The sequence below is a fragment of the Allomuricauda sp. CAU 1633 genome (assembly GCF_017313225.1).
GTDB lineage: Bacteria > Bacteroidota > Bacteroidia > Flavobacteriales > Flavobacteriaceae > Flagellimonas.
Genome location: NZ_JAFLNE010000002.1, coordinates 638,074 through 664,146, shown reverse-complemented (window position 1 = coordinate 664,146; position 26,073 = coordinate 638,074). Strand labels below are relative to the sequence as shown.

At 43.1% G+C, this 26,073-nt stretch carries 12 protein-coding genes; 5 read left to right on the top strand and 7 right to left on the bottom strand.

Translation table 11 applies throughout. From position 1 onward, the window contains the following. Positions 1-56 precede the first annotated feature (56 nt). Both J0X14_RS07880 and J0X14_RS07875 read right to left on the bottom strand, forming a co-directional pair. Positions 57-926: an AraC family transcriptional regulator gene (locus tag J0X14_RS07880; protein WP_317194434.1), complete on the bottom strand. Its 870-nt coding sequence runs from the start codon at positions 924-926 to the stop codon at positions 57-59. A gap of 81 nt (positions 927-1,007) precedes the next feature. Beyond that, entirely contained in the window at positions 1,008-2,369 is a 1,362-nt protein-coding gene (locus tag J0X14_RS07875; protein ID WP_242527951.1) for an AGE family epimerase/isomerase, read from the bottom strand. Between the two features lie 138 nt (positions 2,370-2,507). On the opposite strand from J0X14_RS07875, the gene J0X14_RS07870 reads away from it, so the two are divergent. From J0X14_RS07870 to J0X14_RS07860, 3 genes are read left to right on the top strand one after another with little or no spacing between them, the layout of a single operon-like run. Next, complete coding sequence (locus J0X14_RS07870) at positions 2,508-4,997, top strand: glycoside hydrolase family 9 protein (RefSeq protein WP_207097209.1); 2,490 nt, start codon at positions 2,508-2,510, stop codon at positions 4,995-4,997. Between the two features lie 17 nt (positions 4,998-5,014). Beyond that, positions 5,015-6,016 carry a glycosyl hydrolase gene (locus tag J0X14_RS07865; RefSeq protein ID WP_207097208.1) on the top strand — a complete coding sequence of 334 codons (1,002 nt, stop codon included), beginning with the start codon at positions 5,015-5,017 and terminating at the stop codon, positions 6,014-6,016. Continuing rightward, positions 5,988-7,952: a hypothetical protein gene (locus tag J0X14_RS07860; protein WP_207097207.1), complete on the top strand. Its 1,965-nt coding sequence runs from the start codon at positions 5,988-5,990 to the stop codon at positions 7,950-7,952. The genes J0X14_RS07865 and J0X14_RS07860 overlap by 29 nt, the downstream gene beginning before the upstream one ends. A gap of 113 nt (positions 7,953-8,065) precedes the next feature. Here J0X14_RS07860 and J0X14_RS07855 read toward each other — a convergent pair whose 3' ends face one another. The 5 genes from J0X14_RS07855 to J0X14_RS07835 all read right to left on the bottom strand — a co-directional run bounded on the left by J0X14_RS07855 (position 8,066) and on the right by J0X14_RS07835 (position 18,805). Next, positions 8,066-9,256, bottom strand: coding sequence for a glycosidase (locus J0X14_RS07855; protein WP_207097206.1), 1,191 nt, complete (start codon positions 9,254-9,256; stop codon positions 8,066-8,068). Positions 9,257-9,292: 36 nt separating this feature from the next. Next, positions 9,293-10,429 (bottom strand): glycoside hydrolase family 26 protein, encoded by a 1,137-nt coding sequence (locus J0X14_RS07850; protein WP_207097205.1) that lies wholly within the window; start codon positions 10,427-10,429, stop codon positions 9,293-9,295. Positions 10,430-10,633: 204 nt separating this feature from the next. Then, complete coding sequence (locus J0X14_RS07845) at positions 10,634-13,936, bottom strand: VCBS repeat-containing protein (RefSeq protein WP_207097204.1); 3,303 nt, start codon at positions 13,934-13,936, stop codon at positions 10,634-10,636. Between the two features lie 92 nt (positions 13,937-14,028). Then, positions 14,029-15,588, bottom strand: a complete 1,560-nt coding sequence (locus J0X14_RS07840; RefSeq protein WP_207097203.1) for a RagB/SusD family nutrient uptake outer membrane protein — start codon at positions 15,586-15,588, stop codon at positions 14,029-14,031. Positions 15,589-15,601: 13 nt separating this feature from the next. After that, entirely contained in the window at positions 15,602-18,805 is a 3,204-nt protein-coding gene (locus J0X14_RS07835) for a SusC/RagA family TonB-linked outer membrane protein (protein ID WP_207097202.1), read from the bottom strand. 901 nt (positions 18,806-19,706) lie between these two features. Between J0X14_RS07835 and J0X14_RS19200 the strand changes: the two genes are divergently transcribed. Continuing rightward, positions 19,707-23,630 carry a two-component regulator propeller domain-containing protein gene (locus J0X14_RS19200; protein WP_207097201.1) on the top strand — a complete coding sequence of 1,308 codons (3,924 nt, stop codon included), beginning with the start codon at positions 19,707-19,709 and terminating at the stop codon, positions 23,628-23,630. Positions 23,631-24,247: 617 nt separating this feature from the next. Further along, entirely contained in the window at positions 24,248-25,864 is a 1,617-nt protein-coding gene (locus tag J0X14_RS07825; RefSeq protein ID WP_207097200.1) for a cytochrome C, read from the top strand. Positions 25,865-26,073 lie beyond the last annotated feature (209 nt).

Genomic DNA, 26,073 nt, shown 5'->3' with positions numbered 1-26,073 from the left:
AGTCAGAAAAATTATCAAGACCGGTAAGACCGGCTTACATATTTTGCGCAATACTTTCATAGCACTCTTTTGATACCTATAAATTCAGCCCTGTATAAACTTGGGGTCGTACCTTTGACCTTTTTGAAGACTCTGTTGAAGTTCGCCATATTGTTGAACCCGCATTTGTACCCAATTTCACCGATGCTCAGATCGGTTTCTATCAACCATCGGGAAGCATAGCTGATACGGGTATCATTGATATATTCAATGAATGTTTTTCCTGTTCGCTTCTTGATGAAACGATTGAAGGAAACCACGCTCATATTAACCAAATCGGAAATTTCACCCAGTGATACTTTTCGGTCATAGTTCTCTTGGATATACTCATATACCTTCTTGATCTTTTTACTGTTCTCAAAATCATTCAACTGTGATACATTCGTGGAGAGCAATCTTTGATTTCTTGAATTGGCCAAATCGTGCAAAATCGAGATGAGTTCAAGAAAATAGTCAATATTTGCAGTTTTGGAAAGACGTAATATCCTAGGCATTATGTCCGTTGAAATCTTTTTGGAAAAAAGAATCCCATGATTTGCACGATAGAACATGTCCCTGATGGGTATAAAGATGGCCCTTGAAAGTAATTTATCATCAAAAAGATCGTCATGGAACTGAATGGTAATTTCATGGATATCCCTTGACGTGCACCTATGCATTTCCCAACCATGCACCAAGTTGGGGCCCACGAGGACCAGTTCAATATCATCAATCTCCTCAAGGTTGTCCCCAACGATGCGCCTTACCCCTTTTCCATTACTGATAAAATTGAGTTCAAACTCAGGATGGAAATGAATCGGAAAATCAAAATCTTGCTTTAACCGATCAAATACCAAAAAGCTATCCTCCGGCGCAAGTGGGGTTATCTCCCTGTGTACGTTTTTCAAAAGATGCTCATTTTCCATTTTGGTTGAAAGTTAATTATGGATCATCCCTATTTTGGACAACCATGGACGATTACTTGAAAATCAATCCATATTATTTTTTTCAATTCGGGCCGCACAATTGACAAGTGCTCTATAATTGTGGTAAGTGCCTTTCCAAATATGGCCTTTGGGCTCAAGCTTGGTTTCTGGTCTGGTGTCAATTCCCCACTCATACCAACCCCCATAATCGGCGTCCATGATATACATGCTGGTGTACTGCCATAATTTTTCAAAATACACCTTGTAATTTATGGAATCTTTTGGAAAGTAAGTATCCATCATCAAGAGGCTGTTCAAACCTTCTGCTTGCGACCACCAATTTTTATCATAATTCACGATGCTCAGCTTTTCGTCCCCCGCATAATAATATCCCCCATCATAGAAGCCCCCAAGTTTGTTGTCCCAACCATTCTTGATGGCGTGGTCCACCATTATTTTTCCTTTTTTCAACGTTTGTTCGAATTGTAGACCGCCAAGGGCCTCGGAAGCTTCCAACATAAGATACGCGGTTTCTACATCATGGCCAAAAGAAACATGGTCAAGATAATAATGCTTTTGAATGGTATCCCTGGGAGCATCAACAAAAGTTACTGGTGTCCAATCCGCCTCAAAGAAAAGATTCATATACCCCTTATCTGAAGTAATGGAGTCCCGTATTAAAACAAGGAGTTCTTCTACCCGTTCCCCCAGTAACGGATCTGGCCATACTTTGTAAAGAGCCGTCAACGCCTCCAAGAGATGTATTGAACTGTTTTGGTCTTTATACCCAATATCCGATGTCGATGGAAAATCTCCAGTTCTTGCAATGGGTGTTCCACTAATGTCCATGGATTGATAATATCCTTTATATATACTATCATGGCTATGTTCTTCCAACCAACGAAAAGCCTTTTTGGCCAAATCCAATGCTTCCCCATTTTTTGAAGCTGCAAAATAAGTGGCCAATCCATAAATTGCAAATGAGTTGCCGTATGCAGTTTTGGCCTCGCCCGGACGAACTATGGGCTTTCCCTTTTTGGTCACCAAATTATGGAACCCTCCATTTTTTCCGTCCCACATATGATCACGTAAAAATTTGAATCCGTGTTCTGCATAGGAAAGATATTCCTTTTCATTATTACCATTGTGGATTGCTGCGGTTGCAGTGGTCCAGATATGCCTGGCTTGGGTAACGATCATCTTGTGGTGACGTTCCCCTAACTTAAAATCAAAGGTCACTTCACTATAAAAGCCACCATCCACAGTATCCAACACCAAGGGATACCATTTATCAAGTAGATCATCGTTGGCCGCGATTTGGAATTCCAGTGCCATATCGTGACTGATAGGTTTTTTTCCTTTATCGGTTGTACAGGCCAACATCAGTATAATGGTAAAAAAAGATAGGGTCCAAATAGTTTTCATACGAGATATAATTAACAATAAAGATATAATAATCCTTATATTTTAAATATTCTTGAAAAAATCATACTCTATATTGACAAAATAATATTGACAGTTGCATGGTGTATCCCATAATTTTACCTGAATTATTGGCCAACCATGAAGTCTTTCCCATTTGTTTTTCTTTTTTTCACTATCGCACTGGGACATGCCCAAAGCTCTAATGAACTCCAAAACCAAGATTTTATCATCAACGATTCGGAGTATCTGGAGCGTAGGGGCGCCAATGTGATGCTTGCCCATGATTTCTACCCTGAAAGCCACCAAGGGGGTGTTGGCATCATTCAAAACGGCATCCGGGTGGCCACCAATGGTGACCTCCGCCTTGAAGCCACTCCTGGACAATGGCAACCCGTTCCTAAGGTGGGTGAGCGAATGGTAGATCGCGAACAACAGGAGATCAGCATTAGGATGGCATATCCCGATGAATCCAAAAACAAAAAAGGGTTTAACCCCATTGATTACCCTGACCTGAATTTCGCTTACACCTTAAAAATTGTGCCATCTGGTGAATCCTTTAAGATAATTGTTGATCTTGATGAGCCCCTGCCCAAAGAATGGATAGGGAGGGTGGGGATGAACTTGGAACTGTTTCCCGGGATCCTCTTCGGTAAGTCATATTATATGGACCGATCTTTTGGATTGTTCAATCGCCAAGCCAATGGTCCAGGCTCAAAAAATGCACATGGCATTTATGAACTCAAACCCTTGGCCATGGGCAAGAAATTGGTCATCGCCCCAGAAACACCTGAACAGACCCTGGTCATTGAAAACATGAACGGATCCCCACTACAACTTTTGGATGGACGTGCCCAACACAGCAACGGATGGTTCATTGTGCGTTCACAGATCGCCCCTGGAGCCACAAAAAATGCCGTGCAGTGGTTGGTTACACCCAAAACATTGGAAAATTTCACCTATAGCCCTGTTGTACAGGTATCCCAGGTGGGGTACCATCCTTCACAGCAAAAAATTGCCGTGATCGAAACAGATAAAACCGATGAAACCGTTGAGAGAGCTTATTTGTTTCGTATTGGAGAAAATGGGGCGCTCTACGAGGTCCTGTCCGAGACCCCAAAGTCCTGGGGCGATTTTTTAAGATACCGCTATTACCAATTTGACTTTTCGGGAATCAAGGAACCCGGTATGTACAAAATTGGTTACGGACAATACACTACGCATCCATTCCAAATAAGCAGCACCGTTTATCAGCGCCATATCTGGCAGCCCACCTTGGAGTACTTTTTGCCCGTACAGATGTGCCACATGCAAGTAAATGACCGATACAAGGTTTGGCATGGACTCTGTCACATGGACGACGCCCGAATGGCCCCAACCAATACCAATCACTTCGATGGATATCTGCAAGGGCCCGAGACCCTGACCCAATACCTATCGGGAGAGCATGTTCCTGGAATCAACATTGGGGGTTGGCATGATGCGGGGGATTATGACCTCCGGGTAGAATCCCAGGCCTCAACCATCCATGGGCTTTCCCAGATTTACGAAATCTTTGCCGTCGGTTATGACAACACCGCCATTGACCAGTCACAGAGGACGGTGGATTTATTGACCCCTGATGGGAAGCCGGATATTTTACAGCAAATTGAGCATGGGGCATTGTCCATCGTTGGGGGATACAAGAGCATGGGCCGATTCTACCGTGGGATCATCGTACCCACCTTGGAGCAATATGTGTTGCTTGGGGACCCCTTGAACCACAGTGATAACGAAATATTTTCAAATAAGGTGGAAGACAACAAAATTGCCCTAGGTCAGTCCGGAGCTCCCGATGATCGATGGGTGTTTACGGAAAAGAACCCGTTCAGGGAATTGGGAACAGCTGCTGCCCTGACCGCGACGGCAAGGGCCCTAAAAGGGTACAACGATACTTTGGCAGAGGATTGTTCATCCATAGCACTTGAGATATGGGATTTGACCGAAGTGGAAAACCCCCTTTTGAAAGTAGGACTGGCCGTTGAACTTTTACAGACCACAAAGGATAAAAAATATGCTGATTATTTAGTGGAACACGCTGATGCAATTGCCAGTGCCGTTTCAAGGTTGGGATGGGTAGTGGGCCCAGTGCTGCCCCTTGTGGACGACCCGGCCTTCCATAAAAAAATTACGGATTCCGTACATGGTTACTTTAAGGAAGTGGAAGATTTGGGAAATAAAACGCCATATGGAATACCTTATGAGCCCAATATTTGGGGGGCGGGATGGGGCATCCAAAACTTTGGAGTGAGACAGTATTTCCTACATACCAGTTTTCCCCAAATATTCCCAAAAACCTATTTGCTCAATGCCATGAATTTCATCCTGGGGGTACACCCTGGTATCAATACCTCCTCATTTGCCTCAGGTGTCGGGTCTCGTTCCCTAACTCAAGCCTATGGGGTGAATAGAGGTGATTTTTCCTTTATCCCTGGTGGCATCGGCTCTGGTACCGCCCTGATTCGCCCTGACTTTCCAGAACTGTTGGAATGGCCATTTCTTTGGCAACAGACCGAATATGTGTTGGGTGGGGGGACCACCGATTACCTGTTTCTGATTTTGGCAGCAGACGAACTGCTCAATAAACCTTGAAATCCAACAACATAAAAATGACAAAAATTATATGTTCTACCATACTTCTATTGGCATTGTCCATAGTGAATGCCCAATACGGCCCGGTCAATAGGAATGCCACGGAAGAGGTCAAAGTGCTTTTGGATTACATCCATTCCTTGGATGGGAAAATCCTGGCCGGACAGCACAGTTATAATGAAAACCCAAGCTCCTTTTACAACAAGGCCAAGGAAATCTCCGGAAAGGCCCCTGCGGTCTGGGGAACGGATTTTTACTGGAATGGAAAGGATGATCCTGGAGAGCGGATCGTAAAAGAGGCCATTGATAAATATCACGAAGGGGCCATTGTAACCCTGATGTGGCACGTAGGGCAACCAAAACATGACCCACCCTTTTCTTGGAGAGAAAGCGTACAAGGGGAAATCAGTAAGAAGGAGTGGGACGATATGCTGACCCCTGGTACCGAGTTGTACCAAAGGTGGACGCAGCAGGTGGACCAAGTGGCCGTACACCTTAAAAAATTACAGGAGGCCAAGGTCCCCATTTTTTGGAGGCCTTATCATGAGATGAATGGCAGTTGGTTTTGGTGGGGCAATAAAAAAGGGAAAGACGGTTTTGTCAAGCTCTGGAAACAGCTCTATGACAGATTGGTGAACCATCACCGATTGAACAATTTGATCTGGGTTTGGAATGCCAACGGACCAAGGGACATACCTGGGGACCAAGCCTATGATTACAAGGATTTTTATCCAGGACACAAGTATGTGGATATATTGGCCACCGATGTCTACCATGGCGATTATGAACAAAAAGATTATGATCAATTGGTAAAACTCGCCAAGGGAAAGCCCATTGCCTTGGGTGAGGTTGGCCAATTACCGAGACCATTGGTCTTGAAAGCGCAACCCAAATGGTCCTGGTTCATGGTTTGGTCCAATTGGATTGAAACCGCCAACTCCCCGGAACGGGTCAAAGAGATCTATGGTTATGATAAAACAATTACAAAAGATGAGATACAGTTTACCAACAAGCACTAAACAATATTGTTTTACACTATTTATTGTTGCATTGATGCCATTATCAGGATTCTCCCAGACCGAATTTACGACATGGGGAAACATCACGGGCATTCGAATTGACAATCAATTGATGGAGTTCAGGTCCAGTTTGGTCTTGGTCGACCAGAATTCCGAGGAAAGGGCCACCCGAAAGGAGCGTCAACGCATTGACTTTAAAAGGGAGGTGGATAAAAAAGTTTTTTCATATGCCATGGACAGCATCCTATGGAAGGAAACCCTGTATTCCAATCCAAAGGAATCAACTGTTGTACAGATTGATTTTTCCTCAACCGTTGACACTTTGATCAATGGCGCTTACTTTAGAATTGAATTGCCCGAGGAATTTGGGTCGGATACCGAATTTGCCATCAAAACCCCATCCCAATTCCATTTAGCCGATATCAATAAATCATTTGATGGTGCTGATTATAAGGCCCCATCCACGTCAGTGAAGGTAACTTCCCCAACACGGGAATTGAACATTTTTTTTGAAAAACCAACTGAGGTGAGCATTCGTGCCCTGGATTCCATTCACCCAAAAATAGAGCTCAACTTTGGGTTGGCCAGTGGACAAATACCTGCCCATACCCAATATAGCAATACCTTCACGATAAGCGCATCGGGTGTGATAGATACATCCCCCATTGAGCTCGAAGTTTTTCCTGATCAATTAGGGGAGAAATTTGATGGGATTGGAGGCAATTTTAGGTTACAGAACCCTAGAATGGATCCTCAGGTCATCGACTATAGCCTGGATAATCTAAGGGTTTCATGGTCTAGGGTTGAGATGCCTTGGAGACAATGGCACCCAGACCTCTCCAAAAATCCCATTGAGGAGGCCAAAAATGGAAACCTTCATCCAAAAGTAAGGGAAGCCATGGAAATGGCACAACGCTTGGACAAAATGGGAATCCCGGTAATATTGGCAGCATGGTTCCCTCCCGATTGGGCCATCATCGGAGAAAGGGTACGCGGGGCCAACCCGGACGGAACACGGGGCAATGCATTGGACCAAAGCAAAAAAATGGCCATTTATAGATCTATTACGGACTACATAAAGTATTTGGAAGAGGCCTATGATGTGGAAACGGCCATGTTTTCTTTTAATGAGTCAGATTTGGGAATAGATGTCCGCCAGACAGCGGAAGAACACAATATATTGATAAAGGAGTTGGGAACATTCCTCAGGTCCCAGGGGGTGGATACCAAGTTTCTTTTGGGGGATACCGCAGATGCCAATGGATGGAAGTTTACCACCATCGCCTCCGTAGACCCAGAGACAAGACCTTACATCGGAGGGGTTTCTTTTCACTCCTGGAGAGGGTGGACCGACGAAAATCTGTTGAAATGGTCGGACATTTCCAAACGGGTGGGGGTGCCGTTATTTGTTGGAGAGGGGAGCATAGATGCCGGGGCTTGGCGCTATCCACAGATTTTTGAAGAGCCGACCTACGCATTGGATGAAATTGATGTGTATTTGAAAATATTGAACATATCACAGCCGTTGACCATCCTACAATGGCAATTGACATCGGATTACTCACCCATGTCAGGGGGAGGAATCTTCGGTAACGACTCCCAGGACCTGTATCCCACTCAGAGATTCTTCAATTTAAAACAGTTGGGGAGCACCCCAAAGGGGCTCCAAGCAATTCCAATAACCTCCAGTGAAGATCTTGTGACCCCTGCCGCCTTTTTAAGTTCAAGGAAGAACAAATTGGCCGTTCATCTTGTCAATAAAGGGGCCACAAGAAATGCCACCATCACCGGAATCCCCAATCGTATCAAACGATTAAAGATCTATACTACAAATCAAGAGAAGTCTTTTGAAACCATCAGGACGGTATCAGTCCGAAATGGCTTGGCCATAGTGGAATTGGAAGGGGCAAGTTTTATCTCTCTGATCAACGACTAGAATTAGCTGCTGATTTTTCCTAAACACTGACCCTTAAAAAGCCCAAAATGGGATTCCATTTTTGGGCTTTTGTTTCTTTATACTTGCCCTTTTTTTGAGGGTTTATTTTGGAACTAATACAATCCTTCGTTTCTGTCAATCAAATCAATAATGGCCTCGACCGATTTATTGGAATACAATTTATCCTCAGGGGTGTTCTTGCAATAATCCACCAAAACATCGATTGTTGTAGTCGCCACATGCATCCGGGTATCGGAAGAAGCATAATAGATGAAGACCTTGCCATCGTCATCAACAACCCATCCATTACAGAAAAGTACATTCCCGACATCACCTATGATTTCTTGATCGTTGGGGGCCATTAAATACCCCCCGGGCCTATGGACTAACTTCGTGATGTCCTCAAGGCCTGTCATGAACATATATAGCACATATCGTAATCCAGCAGCGGTATTGCGGACTCCATGGGCCAAATGGAGCCATCCATCAGGGGTTTTGATGGGCGACGGTCCTTGTCCGTTCTTTAACTCATAGACGGTATGGTATTCCTTGTTACTGACAATGACTTCATCCTTGACCACAGGATTGGTCATGTCATCTACATAGCCAAGTCCGATACCTCCACCTGACCCGGTAAGGATAAAGCCATCTTGCGGTCGAGTGTACACTGCATATTTTCCATTTACAAACTCTGGATGCAGTGTTACATTGCGCTGTTGTTTTGCCGTTGATATCAGGTCTGGCAGCCGCTCCCAATTTTTGAGGTCCTTTGATCGTATGATACCTGCATTGGCCACCGCTGCGGATGTATCACCTGCGGAAGCCTTTGGATCTTTTCTTTCCGTACAAAAAATGCCATAGACATAACCGTCCTCATGTTTCACCAAACGCATGTCATAGACATTGACATCAGGTTCCTCGTTCTGGGGAAGTATCATTGGCTTGTCCCAAAATGTAAAACCGTCGACACCGTTATTACTTTCGGCAAATGCAAAAAAAGATTTTCTGTCAGCCCCTTCCACTCTTATGGCCAAAACGTATTTTCCGTTCCATTTAATGGCCCCGGCGTTAAAGGCAGCATTGACACCGATCCTTTCCAGACCATACGGATTGGTCTCCATGTTCAGATCATAGCGCCAGTGGATGGGAATGTGCTCAGCTGTGATGATCGGATATTTGTACCTATTATAGATTCCATTGGTCTTTACGTCCATCACATTTTTTCTATCCACCAATTTTTGATGTTCTTTAAAGAGTTTATGATATTTTGTCGGGAAATTTGGGATGATAACATTATTTCTCATAGTCGGGATTTATGGTAGATATTCAGAAATTAACCTTCATTTAATTTTTTTGATATCCTTTAAAAACAATACATGGGGAAGCTCTTTGAATTTCACAAAATCGGAGCTGCTTGTTGCTCCTGAGTAGGGGACAAAATAGTGGCTTGACCATGCATTCCGCCAAAACAGGGCCCAAGAAATATCATATTGGGCAATGTTTTTATCCAAAATCCGTGTCCACCAATCCTCAATAGGGACTTTGTTCAACCCGGCCTCCGTAAGTGCGAAGGGTTTATTTTTGTCATTTCCTATTTTCTTCAATATCGCAAGATCTGTATTTAGGGCCTCAACAAAGTCCTCCACGGTACCATGCTGATATATATCCACTCCCAAAATATCCACATAGGCATCCCCAGGATAATATTTCAAGTATTCCTCCACTGTCCGAAAAGTATTTACCGAGTAGGCATACAACACATTATGTACATCAAATTCGTTGCTTAAGATATCAACAGTTTCGCGCCAAAGTTGCCGATATTCCGCTGAAGTACAATTGCCCTCCCCCCACCAGAACCAACTGCCGTTCATTTCATGATAGGGTCTGAATATCACCGGTATCAGGTTCCCTTTTTTATCCCTTAGGTCATTTAAAAAATCAGCCACTCGGGAAAGCCACCCTCTATATTTTGGATGCAATGGCCCGTCCTTGAGTACATACTTTACAGCTTCGGTGGTATCCCACGCGCTCTTCTGGGAAACAGGGTTATCGGGGTGCCAACTAATGGTCACTATTCCCTTTTCTTGATGGGCTTTTCGAATGAGGCTTTTCATCAGGTCAAAATTGACCGTGTCCAAATTTTGGACCCTGCCTTTTTCTATATGCCCAATTTCAAAACCATGAATGGCGGGATGGTCACCAGTAACATCCTGGACATCACTCTTGAAGACATTTCCCTTGTTTTTCCATCCAATCCCATAGGCCAAGGCATCTTGATGGCCAAAAGCATACCCTACTTTCTTTATGTTGTTTACTTTATGATATAACAACTTAGTTCCTAAAGTGGGGGTCTTATCGGTAAGGGAGGTATTTTGATCGACAAACTTTTTATAGGAACTGCAGGATTGCATGATCAGTACAAGAAAACCAAGTAGGCCATAAAAAACCTTATTTGAACCGGAACACATGTTTTTCATTCTTTTTCCCTCCTAGCCTATTCACCGTATTTTAAAGAGAATATCAAAGTATCAAATACCAAAAAAAATCACTTTAACAATTCAATTACAAATATAAATTTTAACATTTGTAGGTTTTGATACTTTTTAATCATTTTGCGATAAAAAAAACAGTATTTACACTTCGTTTGGTTATTCAATCCTATTATATAGTGTGAATGAACTTCATTTGCCTTTGACCAACTTTACAAATTGTGGAAAGTCATTGTTTTTTGCTGCGATCATGAATTTTTCCCCATCCACTTCCATATGGGCCAAGTCCTTCACATCTCCACCGATAAAAAGTCCACTTTCCATGCTTGGCAACGCATGGAACTTTCCCGTTCCATCACCCTTGAGGTATGTGCCATAGGATGCGTCGTTCCTTGGGGTCTCTATCTCAGAGACATAAAGGTTTCCAGCCAAGACCAAATCCTTGAAACCATCGTCATCAATATCCATTGCCAAAATACCGTTCACGGATGAGAATTGCGCCTCATTGGGCAACTTGTGCAAGGAAAACCTTCCATTGCCCAAATTTTCTATATAACTACTTGCAAAGGTTTTCGCTGCATAATGGATTTCCGCCGAATCAAGGTCTTCCTTCCCATAGATATCAACCAAATCAGCTGAGGCAAAGGAATTATAGTCCTCAAATTTTTGGGTTATCGAAGGAATCTGTTGCGAAGAACAGGATCTTCCCCGAACCGGAAAAACCTCACCGAAATTGTAGTAGCTCAATACAATATCCTTACTTCCATTGTTGTCAAAATCATCCGCAAAGACCTCAAACGGCTCATCCGGGGATGCCTGATACTTATAGTTCAAACCAAGGTTCCCGGCCACATAATCCATGTCACCATCATTATCAAAATCCGCTTGTGCCAAACTGAACCACCATCCTTCAGTATTTTCCAAGCCCGTACTATCGGTTACATTGATGAAACCGTTCGCGGTATTTGAATAAAACAGAATAGGTGTCCATTCCCCAACAATAATGATATCCATGGTCCCATTGGCATCGAAGTCGGTCCATACGGCGTCGGTGATCAAACCCAAATTCCCAAAATCCGGAGCCAGGTTTTCCGTGCGATCTTCAAAAAAGGTTCCCTTGTTTTCAAGCAGGTAACTTTTGGCGGGCCATGGATATTTTCCAGGGGTCAACCGCCCACCCACGAACAGATCCAAATCTCCATCCCCATCGTAATCAGCGGGTTTCACCTTTGATCCACTAGTGTACATTTGGGGCAGACTTTTTTTTGATTTTGTGAAATTCCCCATTCCATCATTGATATAGAGTCTGTCTTGAAGCAACATTGCACCATCTGCAAACTCATTTCCTCCGCTCACCACATATAGGTCAAGGTCATGGTCACCGTCCGAATCAAAAAAGACCGCATCCATATCCTCGGCTTCCGAATCCGATACAAAAGTCTTCTCGTTTGCAGCTACAAATTTACCGTCAACAGTCTGCAAAAACATGGCTCCTGCCTGTTTCGATGCGCCTCCGATATAAAAATCCTGTAGCCCGTCATCATTGACATCACCAACGGCCAGACCAGGCCCGAGCATTGATGTCTGATGGGGCAACAACGGTTCTTTTTCATAGTCATCATATGTATTTTCTGTATGCTTGAAGTCAATGGCCAATTTGTCCAAGGGAAGAGTACTAAAGACCCTTTTTCCGGGTACATCCCTACCCTCGGCCTTTTGCGCATCCCGATGATAGTCAAAGGTCAGGACTTGATTCGCCTTCTGTGCCTGCATACGGGACACTTTTCCATCCGGCCAAATTACTTTCACCATTTCCACCAACTCTTGGTCGGCCAAGCCAAAAACCAACTCGGGTGCCATTGAAGATTGAAACCCCCTGGTAAGGGTCAATTCCTGCATTTGTTCACCTGAATTGGTGTTTACGAACACGCGTGAGCCCAATCCATTCTTATTTTCTGGAGCTCCCTCAAGTTTGACCTTCATAAAATTATGGTTGCGTGGGTTATTGTTTCTGTAGATGGATACCGGTTCATCAATGTTGTTTATGACCATATCCATATCACCGTCATTGTCCAAATCGGCATACAATGCCCCGTTGGAAAAGGTCTTATTGTCCATGCCCCATTCCCTTGTAACATTTTCAAAGGTATAATCGCCATTGTTGGCAAAAACATAGTTGCTGATTTTTTCAGAGGGAATATTTTCAATCTCGTCGGATGTGAGTGCTTTATTGAACCTCAATTTCACATCCAATTTTTTAAAGTAATCCTTATTGTTGATATCCCTTCGGGATCCATTTGAAACAAAGACATCCTTCCAACCGTCATTGTCCAAATCTGAAAAAAGAATGGCCCAACTCCAATCTGTTGTGGCCAATCCGGATATCCGGGAAACTTCACTGAACCTTAACTCTCCACTCCCATCCATACCACGATTCAATTGAAGGCTGTTTTGCATGTACTGGTGGTGCAATCCATAACCCACCATCCTATTGAAAAGGGCCGGGTTCATACTGCCCATATTGGCTTTTGATCTTTTATTGTCCTCTGGGGTCATATCCATCTGTCCGATATCGAGAAGGTTGTCATTATTGTAATCGGCAACATCGGTTCCCATACCGTATTGGGATGTATGGTTTAGGGCATTTCGGGAAACCTCCTTAAAAGTCCCATCCTGGTTGTTTACATAGAAATAATCGGGTGAATCAAAATCGTTTGAAACATAGATGTCCTGCCAACCATCGTTGTTGAAATCCCCGGTCGTTGCACTCAGGGAAAGTCCAAAATTCAATATACCAGCCTCCTCGGTCACATCCGTAAAGGAACCATCTCCATCATTTCTGAACAAGATATCGGATGCCTCAATCCTTGGGTTCTTCATTCTAAAGGCATAGAGTTCCACAGGGCTGTTGAACTGTGTGGGTGGATAGTTGGCCAGGTACAGGTCCAGATCCCCATCATTGTCATAGTCAAAAAATGAGCCTTGGGTGGTATGACCGTTATGGTCAATGTTATAATCAGCGGCTTTTTCAGAAAAGGTCAAATCACCATTATTGATATAAAGTGCATTTTGACGGTTTTCTCCTTTTCCCGATACGCTTACATAGATGTCCAAATGGCCATCATTATTGATATCCACCATGGTACTCCCGGTATACCATCTCCCATCACCAGCAATATTGGCACGCTCGGTAATATCCTCAAACTTGAAGTTCCCTTTGTTGAGATAGAGTCGGTTCGATTCCATATTGGCCGTAAAAAAAAGGTCGAGCAGACCATCATTGTTGATATCACCGGCTGAAACCCCGCCCCCCATGTACATATAGGGGTAAGTGAAATAGTTGAGACTATCCGTTTCCTTGATATTATTTGAAAATGGGATTCCGGTATCCACAGGTGAAAGTAAGCTGAATTGAAGAAGGGTGTTATTCCGTTCTTTTTCACCACAAGAAAAAAGGGTCAATACCAAAACCAAAAGAAAGTGTATCCTTTTCATAAAACAGCGTTTAGTCCAACGGCTTTTCCAAAGCTAACAAGGACTTTGAATTCAATCCAAAGTCCTTGTTGAAATCTTATTACTAATCAATATTAATACCCAGGATTTTGTTCCAAATTTGGGTTAACATCAATCTGTGTCCTGGGAATCGGTAAAAGATCACGCCCAGGGGGAATGGTAATACCGAACACATCCTGCATATATGAATCCACTTCTCCTGTCCTTCTCAAGCAGAGCCAAAGAGAGAACTCCCCTCCAAGCTCATGGCGGTATTCCTGCAAAATAATATCCATCATATCACCTGTTGGAGTCGGGGCAGTCCCGCCCCAAGCACGATTACGTACCCTCATCAATGTTTGCATTGCCATGGCATCGTTACCACTTTTATGATATGCTTCGGCAAGACTTAGCAAAACCTCCCCATATCGTAACCAAATGTGGTTTTGACCACCAAAGATGTTCGGCCCGTTCCAACCACTTATGAGCGGATTACGCCAAGTTTTTACACCATAATAGCCTGTTCTTCCCACGGAACCATCTGTACCCAACCAAGGTTCGGCTACCGTACCACAGGTATTGATTCCACCATAATTGGCCTGAACATTTGGATAGTCCGAGATGTTGATCAATGGATCTGGGTGTTCGCCCCCTGGGGGGATGATAGTATAATCCCTCCTTAAGTCGCCCGATTCGAATGATTCATACAATGCCTCAGTTGGAATTCCCCCGTAACAGCCCCCATTGATCTCATTGGGCATATTAAAGGATTGAAGAAACGTTTTTTCCTCATTTCTTTCCCAGCCTAGGTTACCTTCATCATTGAATTGTATTTCGAACAATGACTCAACACCGTTCTTATTGGCCAGCGCATGGATGTCCAGATAGTTTGGTTCTAGGGAATAGTGCCCCTCCAATTGTTCCAATGCATCAACGGCATCGTCGTAACGTCCCAACCACATATATACGCTTCCCAACATGGCATATGCCGTACCTCGGGTAACCCTTCCTTTTTCCATGTCGTAGCTCCATGGCAATCTTGGGGCCGCGTCCTCCAAATCCAAAGCCAGTTGGTTCCATACTTCCTCTTCGGTATTTCTGGGTGCAAAAAAATCAGAGTCCCCTGTATTGGGTTCCAATATAAGAGGTACCCCTCCCATTGAAGCGGTCAGGTAATAATAAAATATACTCCTAAGTACCAATGCCTCACCAATCAATCTGCTTCCAAGATCCTCAGAAATGAAGCCTCCTTCAATTGCTGGCGGAAGATTGTACAAAACCACATTGGCCCGACCAATTCCATAATAGTGCACCGGCCAAAGTTTATTGGATATCTCATTGTCAGGGTTCAACTCAAAATCCCTGTATTCCTCGTCCGTAGCATTACCCTTCCAATCTTGGGTCAACCTATCAATCGTATGGATGGCTTTGGTATTGTACTCATTTGGTATACCATCAGGACCACCATATGCGCCTTGAAAAGCGTCATAGACACCCGTCACGGTTGCAATGGCTGTGGATTCCGAAGTGAACACTGTAGCATCGCTGACCCCATCTGTCTTGGGATCTTGCAACATTTCATCATCACAGCTATAGATCGTGGTTCCAAGGACCATGATCAAAGCTAAAATTCCTAAAAACTTATTTTTCTTCATAACTCAATTTTTTTTAAAATTGTACATTAACACCTACTGTGAAAGAAGGTGAAATAGGATATTGCCCAGCATCAATACCTCTGGTCTGGACATTGTTGACCCCATTGATATCGGCATTTTGCCCCACCTCTGGATCATAGCCTGAATAACCGGTAAGCGTAACAAGATTTTGACCACTCAGATATACCCTGGCACTGCTCATGCCCAAAGTTTCAATCAAAGTAGTAGGCAAATTATAACCCACCCTTAAATTTCTCAACCTCAGAAAGGAGCCGTCTTCCATAAAATAGTCCGATGCCCTGCCGTTCTGTATTTGACCATCGTTTCCGATTGCCCTGGCGTAGGTGTTTGTGGTACCCGGGCCGGTCCATCTTTTTTCATAGTACTCCCTTCCAATATTGGTAAAGGCATCACCGAGACCGTATCCTCCTGCTGTCTCCAGTTCCAATCTCACAAAATTCATGATTTCGCTACCATAGGAACCATAAAGATCGATACCGACATCCCAATTTTTATAACTAAAGTTCATGTTCAAACCACCGAAGAAATCCGGGATCGGACTTCCTATAATTTCCCTATCGTCACCATCAACACGTCCGTCACCGTTCAAATCCTTAAATCTCCGGTCTCCGGGAGAGGTATCTTCAGATTGGTAGAAATCAAATCCAGCAGCTTGGGCACTTGCATTGTCCGCATCTACTTCTGCTTGGGTCTGATAAAGCCCATCTGCTCTAAAGGCATAATAGGACCCAACTTCACCACCCACTTCAGATCGGGTCAGACCGAACCAAAAGTTGGCGGTACTGAAACTGGGGACGAACTCCGAGTTGAGCACTACAAAATCCTGTTGGGAAGTCAATTCCGTTATTTCATTGTCCAAAAAGGTGACATTAGCCGAAACATCCCATGTAAAGTCCCCTTGACTTTTTCGATGGCCCACCAAAAGTTCTACCCCTTTGTTGACCACACTTCCAGAGTTTACAGCCCTAAAGCCAAAACCATTTTGTATTGGGATGGGTTCCCGGAAAAGGAAATCGGACGCTTCACGTTTGAACCAATCCGCAGTAATGTAGAGACTTCGGTTGAAAAGTTCGGCTTCCAGTCCAACATTGGTCTGTATCTGCGCCTCCCATTTCAAGTCAGGGTTCGGCAATACCAAGGGATAAAGCCCTGGCGATGTTGTTCCACCAAAATCGTAGTTGGCATCATTATTGGCATTTCCGGCAGAATAGAATACCGCAAACTGAAATGGATCTATTCCAAAGAAACTACCCGTTTCACCCCAACTACCCCTCAGTTTCAAAACATCAAAAACGCTATCGTCCATAAAGCCTTCCTCGTCAATGTTCCATCCAGCTGCAAAAGAAGGGAAAACACCCCAAAGGTTGTTCGGACCAAATGTATCTCCCACACCATCCCTTCTGATGGTCGCCGTGGCGTAATACTTACTGTTAAAGTTGTAGTTCAGCCGACCAAATTGACTGGCCAATGTCCTTCGAGTCCTATACCCTTCCAATGCTTGTATATCGGAAGCCTGAGAAATATCACGGATCTCATTGTTCAAGAAACCGGCGGCCCGGGTCCTTACACGTTTAAAATAGTTTCTTTGTGCTGAAATACCTCCCAAAATACTTATGGAATGCTTTCCAAACTCTTTTTTATATTCCAAAAGAGCCTCACCCAAGAACTCATTGCTATAATTGGTCTGGACATCAAAAATGGCATCCCCACGAAGATCGACAGCCACCGAGCTGCGATAATATTCTGGGAAAAAGTCTTGGGAATAGAACGTGTTTGAATTGCCTCCCAAATTAAGTTTTGCCATCAATCCATCAAAAATGTCATACTCGAGCCCTAGGTTCACAAAGATATTGGTATTACCATTCTCTTGGTCGTTTTGAAGCGCCCTTCCTATAACATTCTCGCTTCCACGGAAGGTTTGCAGTGCAATATCCGGAAAACCTCCATAATTGCCATTGCCATCATAAGGCAGGTTGGTCCCATTGGTCCCTCCCTGCATGTTAACCGCATCGGCATCGGCCAAATGGGGCACATTGCCCAACAATTTAACGATATTGTAATAACCTTGGTTCAGTTTTGTTACACTTTCAGTGTACGCATATTTAATATCCCCCTTGACCCTAAACTTATCCGTCACATCGAACTGACCGTTCAAACCTGCATTATATCTACGATAAGACGAACCGACCACGACTCCTTCCTCATCAATCAGTCCCGCGGTAAATGAAAAACGGGAGTTCTCCCCGCCACCTCTTGCAGTTATATTGGTTGAGGTCCTGAAACCACTGTTAAAGGCAAAGTCCTGCCAATTTACATTGGTAAGGCTGCTCGGATCGCTCCAACCTGGAAAAGGGCTCAGTTGCTCATTGGGCTCATCAGGACCATTGTTCTCCTGTGACAGGCCAACTGCAAAGTTAGCAAAGGTCTGTGCATCCAATACTTCCAAAAATTGAGGCTCAAGCCTAAACCCAGACCAAGTATCCACTTCGAAGGTCACTCTTCCCGAGGTACCTTTTTTGGTTTCTATTATCACAACCCCATTACTCGCCCTTACCCCATAAATGGCCCCGGCCGAAGCATCCTTAAGTACGGATATGGATTGTATGTTGTTTGGGTTTAAAAAAGATATGTCCTGGGTGGGATATCCATCGACCACATATAAAGGAGTGGAGGTCGTAAAGGTTCCCGTACCTCGTATGTTCACGGCAACGGAAGCACCTGGCGCCCCTGAGTTGGATACAATCTGTACACCTGCCGTCTTACCTTGAAGGGCCTGATCGATTGTGGATGTTGGGAACTTTGCCAAATCCTCTCCACTAACCACACCAACAGCCCCGGTCAGATCTTTTTTGGTAGTGGTTCCATAGGCCACCACTATAACTTCATCCAAGTTTTCAAGGTCTTCTTGAAGGCTTGCATTGACAATACTTTGCCCATTGACCGCTATCTCACGTGTAGTGTAACCAATATAGGAAAACACGAGAGTGGCCCCAGATTGCACATTGTCAATCGCATAATTTCCATCAAAATCCGCTGTTGTGCCATTGGTTGTGCCCTTGACCACAACATTGGCGCCTGGCAATGGCATCCCATCTGTATCGGAAACCGTACCAGTAATACGTTGTTGGGAATATCCCGAAGCACATACTACAAAAGCCAGCAGAAAAATAAACTTTTTAAAAAAAGGTTCTTTCATAATCTTTTTGAGTTATCAGGTTCGTTATTAAATTAATTACACTTTGACCAAAAAAATGACTCCAGAAGTTTCTTCAAAACATCATATTCGCATTTTTTGGAACATTTTTTTTAGATATCCCAAATGTATAACATGTATTATCAGAAGATTAACAAAATTTAATCATTTGTTAATACGATTTTTACTTGCTTAACGTATTCTTGCATGTCTTTGACGTAAAGTCATGGGTTCTGAAAAACCAATAAATCCAACATGGATATGGGGATGTAGCATTCGAATCATTGCCCAAAGCATTTGATTTTGGTGTGTCAAAGACACACTAATAAAACCAATGCGAACCACTTAACCCTATTCATCTTCTAAAAAGAAAATCATGAATTAGATCGGGAACACTGGTACAAAATTGTCTCAATCGTTATTGTTTTATGGTCAATGGGGTTTTAAGGATGGGGCTATTCTCGAATTGAACAACCTTTCATGCAGATTCAAGTGCTCGGGATAAAAAAATGATGTCCTTTTTTCAAGGAACAACCTCAGGAAAAATTTAGGGCAAAGACCTTCATTATAATTGTTTTCATCTCGTATTTCCTCCCTTTGTCAATTTTGATGTATCCCTTAAAATGTCATTGCCAAAGGAGATGATTTTCTTGATTTTCAATTTAATATATATCTTTAACCTTGCCTTATACCACGGAACAATGGTTTTTTTGGTCGTATGGCCAAGTTCGCAAATTAGTCTTCCATACGTTTATTTTTCAGCGGTTCAAAAAGATTTCAAATCCATTATGCATCAATAATTATGTTCAGGTTAAACGCAATCTCATTATTTGGAAAGAGAACACTAATATGTCTCAAGTTAGCAATTTACTCGGCCCTAACGTCATTGCTGTACTCCCAAAATGTGGAGAATATCACTTTTCAAAAATTTGGGGTAAGTGAGGGGTTGAGCAGCAATGCTGTATTTTCATCGGTTGAAGATAGAGAGGGATTTATTTGGATCGCCACGGAAGAAGGGGTCGACCGTTTTAACGGAAAGGATTTTAAGCATTACAATCTGCCCAAACTTTATGAATATCGAACCGCCAACTATGTGGAGTATCATATCAACATTGATTCAAACAATAGAATCTGGCTCATTACCTTAGGTGGACTGTTATATCGATATGAATCCCAACGGGATGAATTTGTCCTATATCATACCATAAGGGAAAAACCAGAGTCAGAGCAAGAGGTTAATGATTTTTACATCGATCACACGAACAAATTATGGATCGGTACCTACAAGGGTGTTTTTGTTTTCGACCCGGATTCAAAGCTAACCCAAAAACTCAGGGGAGTGGAAGTCAGGACTTCCTCAATCATTCAGGATGATTCGAACAACTATTATCTGGGAACCGAAAACGGAATTTATGTGCTGGATTCAAATAAGAACATTTTATTCAACCTTTTGGATGAGACCCAAAATATAAATACGGGTCTAAGGGGTTCACAGATAGCTTCATTGTTTTTTGATAAAGAGAACAATCGACTTTGGGTAGGGTCGAACAAGTTAGGACTGTGCTCTTTCAATCTGGTAAACTTCGAGTTCTCCATGCCAACTGGACTAACTGAATACAAAGGGCTTAAAGTTCGGAGCATTGTGCGCTTTTCCTCCCATGAAATTATCGTTGGTATCGATGGCGAGGGCCTATTGATATGGGACATAATTGAAGGAAGGGAGGTCGGAAAGATCACCCCGCATCAAAACGACACCGAGTCCCTGAGTTCGGCATCCGTACATGATGTCTACCGAAGCAGTTCGAATGTGTTTTTTGTGTCCACTTTTAGGGGAGGACTGAATGTATACAGTCCTGGCAACCTAAATTTCAAGACCATACGCCATTATCTGTACAAAAAAAATTCCCTTAGGAACAATGTTGTCCTTCAACTGTTCAATGTCGCTCCCGACATTATTGGATTCGGTACCGACAAGGGCATCAGTATCTGGGATAAAACCTCGGATAAGTGGAGCCATTTGGAAATTGATCTAAATGGGGAAAACCATATTTCAAACTCAAGAGCTATTTCTGTAGATCGGTACGGAAATATTTGGGCCACTTCATACACCGATTCCACCATCGTTTTTAAGGCATCCCAAAAATTGAAATATAAGAGCACAAAAAGCTATAATGCTGACCTCAACGCAGTGAACGCAAACAAAATATATGCCAATTCCGAGAACAGTATTTGGTTCAGTGAAGATGAGACAAAGCGCATATACCATTATTCCCTTAAAACAGGGCAATTGGACCGATATCCCATTGAAATTGGAAATGTCCAGACCCTGCTGAGCGTAGGACAGGGTTTATTGGCCATTGGCACATCCACGGGACTTAAATTTTTGGACACCAATACAGGTCAATTAAGCAACCTTCCCTTTGTCAACACCTCGCAATTAAAATCCGCAATGATCTCAAGTCTGGCAATGGATGAGAACAAACTCTTGTGGGTGGGTACCCGCTATGAAGGTCTTTTCACCATCAATTTGTTCAAACAAAGTATTCGGAGGCTTACCACAGGAGACGGGCTTCTCTCCAATCGCATATTTGCCCTGACCAGCAGCACGAATGGCATGTGGGCCAGCACATCTAAGGGGTTGTCTCAAATTGACAAATCCTTAAACGTTAATAATTTTACCAAGTCCGATGGATTGACATCGGTGGATTTTAGTTATGATGCTGCATTGACAGATGCTGATGGAAATGTCTATTTTGGGACCAGCGAAGGTGTCATTACCTTCAATCCATTTGAAATCCAACCCATTGAATCCAAGAAAACCATTTTGTTCACGGACTTCTATCTCAACCATAGGCAAGTACTTCCTGGGAGAAATTCACCACTCGATACGCTTTTGAACCATACAGAGGCCATTGAGCTTGATTACGCCCAAAACTCATTTTCTTTCGGATTTACCAGCATTGATTTCATGCATTTTGATAAGGGTATTTTCCACTGGAAGTTGGAAAATTTTGATGAACATTGGATAAGCAACCCCGAATCCACCGTTGCAAGCTATACCAACCTAAATCCTGGGGAGTATACTTTTAAGCTAAAGATCACTGGACAAAGGGATGAGCTCCTTGCACCGATAAAACAAATTGCATTGACCGTCAACCCACCTTTTTGGATGACCCCATGGGCCTACGGATTATATGCCATACTTTTCCTCTTTTTACTGGGATTGATCATGTATTCCTACCGATTATGGATATTGACAAAACATTCTAGGAGCAAGCTAAAGTATTTGGCAAATATGGCCCATGAAATCAAGACACCTTTGATACTTATAAAGGCGCCACTTAAAGATCTGATCAAAAATATGTCAATGGGTGCCCCAATACGCCAAAATCTGGACATTGCCCTTAAAAATGCGGAGAAGGTGCACATGCAGCTTATCCAGTTTCTGGACTTCAGAAAGTTGGAGACCAACAAGAATACCGTTAACCCACAACCCATGGATTTGATATGGTTGGTAAAGGACAAAATTTTTGCTTTTACGATTTTAGCGGAAAAGAAGAATATTTCCATGGAATTAAAAACCGACCTAACCTCCTTACTGATCGAATCGGATGAGGGAATTTTGGATAAGATCGTTGGCAACCTTCTCTCCAATGCGATAAAATATACATTGGAAGGTGGTCGAGTGGTCGTTGAACTCAGGGTCAATGAAAAAAAATGTGAAATACTCATCAAGGACAACGGCATAGGTATACCAATGGCGGAACGAAGGAAAATATTCAGACTCTTTTATCGGGCGCATAATGTTGAAACATCAGGAAGTATCGGCACCGGGGTGGGATTGGTTCTGGCCCGTGACTTGGCCCGTTTGATAAATGGCAATGTCACTTTGGTCCAATCATCTTCCGAGGGTTCCACATTCGCTGTGAAATTTCCTTTTAAACCATTGACCAATTTGGAAGATCCTAAAGTAACATTCATAGAGATGGTACTGCCAGATCAGGAGCAATCCAATTCGGTCAACAAAGAAACCGTATTGATTGTGGAAGACAATCAAGATCTAATGGAATACAGCAGGAACAGGTTGATGGATGAATATCATGTCATTACGGCCAGCAATGGCTTTGAAGCCCAAAAAATGATAAGGAACAATCTACCGGACATTATTCTCTGTGATGTCCTTATGCCAAAAATGAACGGGTTTCAATTCTGTACGGCCCTCAAAAAAAACATTGAGACCTGCCATGTCCCCATTATCCTTTTCTCTGGACTTGGGTCGAAGGAAAACATTATGCAAGGTTTGGAGTGCGGTGCCGATGACTATATTGTTAAGCCCTATGACTATGAACTTTTATTGAGCAAGATTGAAGGGTTCTTGCACAACAGGCAGGTATTAAAGCGTAAATTCCTGCTCTTCAATGAAACCGAGGAGGAAATTCAATTTTCCAATGAATTGGATGATAAATTCATGTCCAATCTAACCCAATTGGTGGAAGATAACCTAAGTGATCCCAATTTTACCATAAAAGACATGTGCGAGGCCATGGGGATGAGCAGAACATCATTTTATCATAAATTGAAGGCCCTAATGGATGTTTCCCCGAACGAGTTTCTACGGACAATCCGATTAAAAAAAGGTAGAAGAATGTTGCTGGAACATGATTATAATGTCAGTGAAGTAGCATACAATGTCGGGTTTTCCGACGCCAAGTACTTTGGAACCCTGTTCAAAAAATATTATGGTGAAAATCCATCTTCCTTTGTTGCCAACAAAAGAAAAAACCAATCAAAAGATCAAATTATCCCTTCTGGAGAGGATATGGAATGACCCTCGGAAACAACTTTTGAAAATCTCAGCCCATATGGACACTTTTCCATATAACAGTTTCCCAATTATGGAAAGACCTGAACGCATGAGAATTGATTTCACTTGAATGATGGCTTTCCCATTTGCCTTGGCTTAGGGCTTAAATATCAAGGGTAGTGCCTTTAAATCACAGACCCTTTGATACCGCACGATAAACACTGTCCGAGATAGTTATTCGACCACTTAAAACAAAATTTCAACCTGTACTGACAAAAGCCGAACTACTTTCATGTAATAAAATTTCATGGGACTTCTAAACAACCTGAATGAATTGTACAGTGCCCACCAACTACAATATTGGATTTGCGCCCATGGGCAAAAGAATCATAATTCTTTACCAAACAAAAGTCCTTATATGATTAGGTTGGATTTGCCAATAAAAGATGGAAATCAGGCTTTGTATTGGTCAAGTTCATATGGACGAGAGTGAGACACAGATCAACTAAATTATGGAATGGATATGTTCATTATCGTACATTCAAGTGAGAAGATATCGAATCATCTCACTTTGATAATTTCCTTCCGCTATGAACCAAAGTGTATGGCTATTTGGAACGTACAATATATAAACTTAAAAAATGAAGGATAAACTAATTTTGAAAAACAGAAAGAACATTATAATTCTGATTTTACTTGCCACTATTGCTTTTTTGGCCATAGGAAAATGGCTTAATAATGCCCCGACCGAAAGTGCCCAATCCTTGGCAGAAACCTCCGACCTTCACATGCTCCAAAGTCGGGCCGCTGTCATCGCAACGGAAACAGAAGGACAGAGTACTTCTCTCACAAGTTCCAATTTTAGGGAACACCTGCCTCATACGGAAACAAACGGCCAGGGTACATCTCCCACAAGCTCAAATTCTAAGGAACTCCTACCCTATCCTGACATAACAAAGGGAGAGCGTACACCCTTTGATCTTTGGAACTATGGGGGAAAGGGCAAAACATCTTTTGGTTCCCCCCAGTTGCCCATGTCGTGGGATGCATGGATTTCCTTTCACAAGAAACAAAAGCCAGAGTTGATGCGTGATGTGAAAAAGTACATGGCCACGCGTTACGATTTTAGTGGAAAGGCTATAAATGGTGTGTATATGTCAAGCGGAAGAAAAAAAATCATGAATGGTCCCATCGCCCGTTTGCCAAAGGGCCTTTCCTCATGGGAAGATCTTGGAGCCATGACACCGGACCAAATAAAGGACCAAGATCTTTTTCCGTATAAACCACTGGCCCATCCACTGCAATCTGTGGCACACATGGTGTTTCCCGATATGTGGAACAAGGCCCACCCAGAACATTTGCGCATTGATGTCGATCACGATTTTCCGGATTCATATCTACCTGAATTTCCGCCACCAATGTATCTTACCACACATAAAGAGCTTGGTGATGTTACGGAAGGCAGGGAAATTACATTGGCCAATTATTATGAAATTTTCAACGGTCTGCTCACACCGGAACAAATGGAGGGCTTAAAGGAATTATTAAGGCCCACTGCCACCACATGGTTCAACCATACGACCCACCGAGTTACTCCGGAACCAAGTGTTGGGGTATCCTGTTTTTCCTGCCATGTGAACGGACATACCAACGGGGCCTTTGAATTGGCACCTGATTCGCGACCCAATATGGCACGGCTGCGCACGGACACCCCTACCATGAGGGGCAACTACCAACTCATGCAATTATCTTCAAAGCGTTCCATACGCAGTATGGACCATTTTGCAGAAGTTGAAGAATACTTTGATGGGGATCCTGGAATGCAGCAAAATATTGGCCCACGATCCCAACAAAGACAGGTTACCAACCGCATGGGCGACTTTAACAGCATCCTTGATTTTTCACCGGCGCCCAAACTGAACCCGATGGGCAGGCTCATTTCAGAAAAAGCAACTGAACAGGAACTGAAGGGTGAAATGATATTCTACGGTAAAGGCAAATGTATCAATTGCCATTCGGGCCCCGCATTCGTTGATGATTACATGCACGATCTTCAAGTGGAACGCTTTTACAACGGAAGGCCAGAAGGACCTATCAAGACCTTTCCCCTAAGAGGAATCAAGGATTCTCCTCCCTATCTCCACGACGGCCGTTGTCCCACTCTTGGGGATGCCGTGGAATTTTTCAACCTCGTACTTGAACTGGAACTTGAAAAGGAAGAAAAAGAGGCTTTGGTTGCCTATATGTTATGCCTATAGTCAACCAAGTCAAGTGGGGCCATACCGAAACATCAGCCCATATGAAGAACTCCTTCCATAAATCCCCAATAACCTTATTGGTCCCTTATGAAATAAAGGGACCGATCTCGTTTAACACGAGTTACTACCCTATTCCATATATAAATCACTCCAATAGTATTAGGGATTAAATGGATTAGGGGATCGGATAAGTTCTGCTCTTCCTTGCA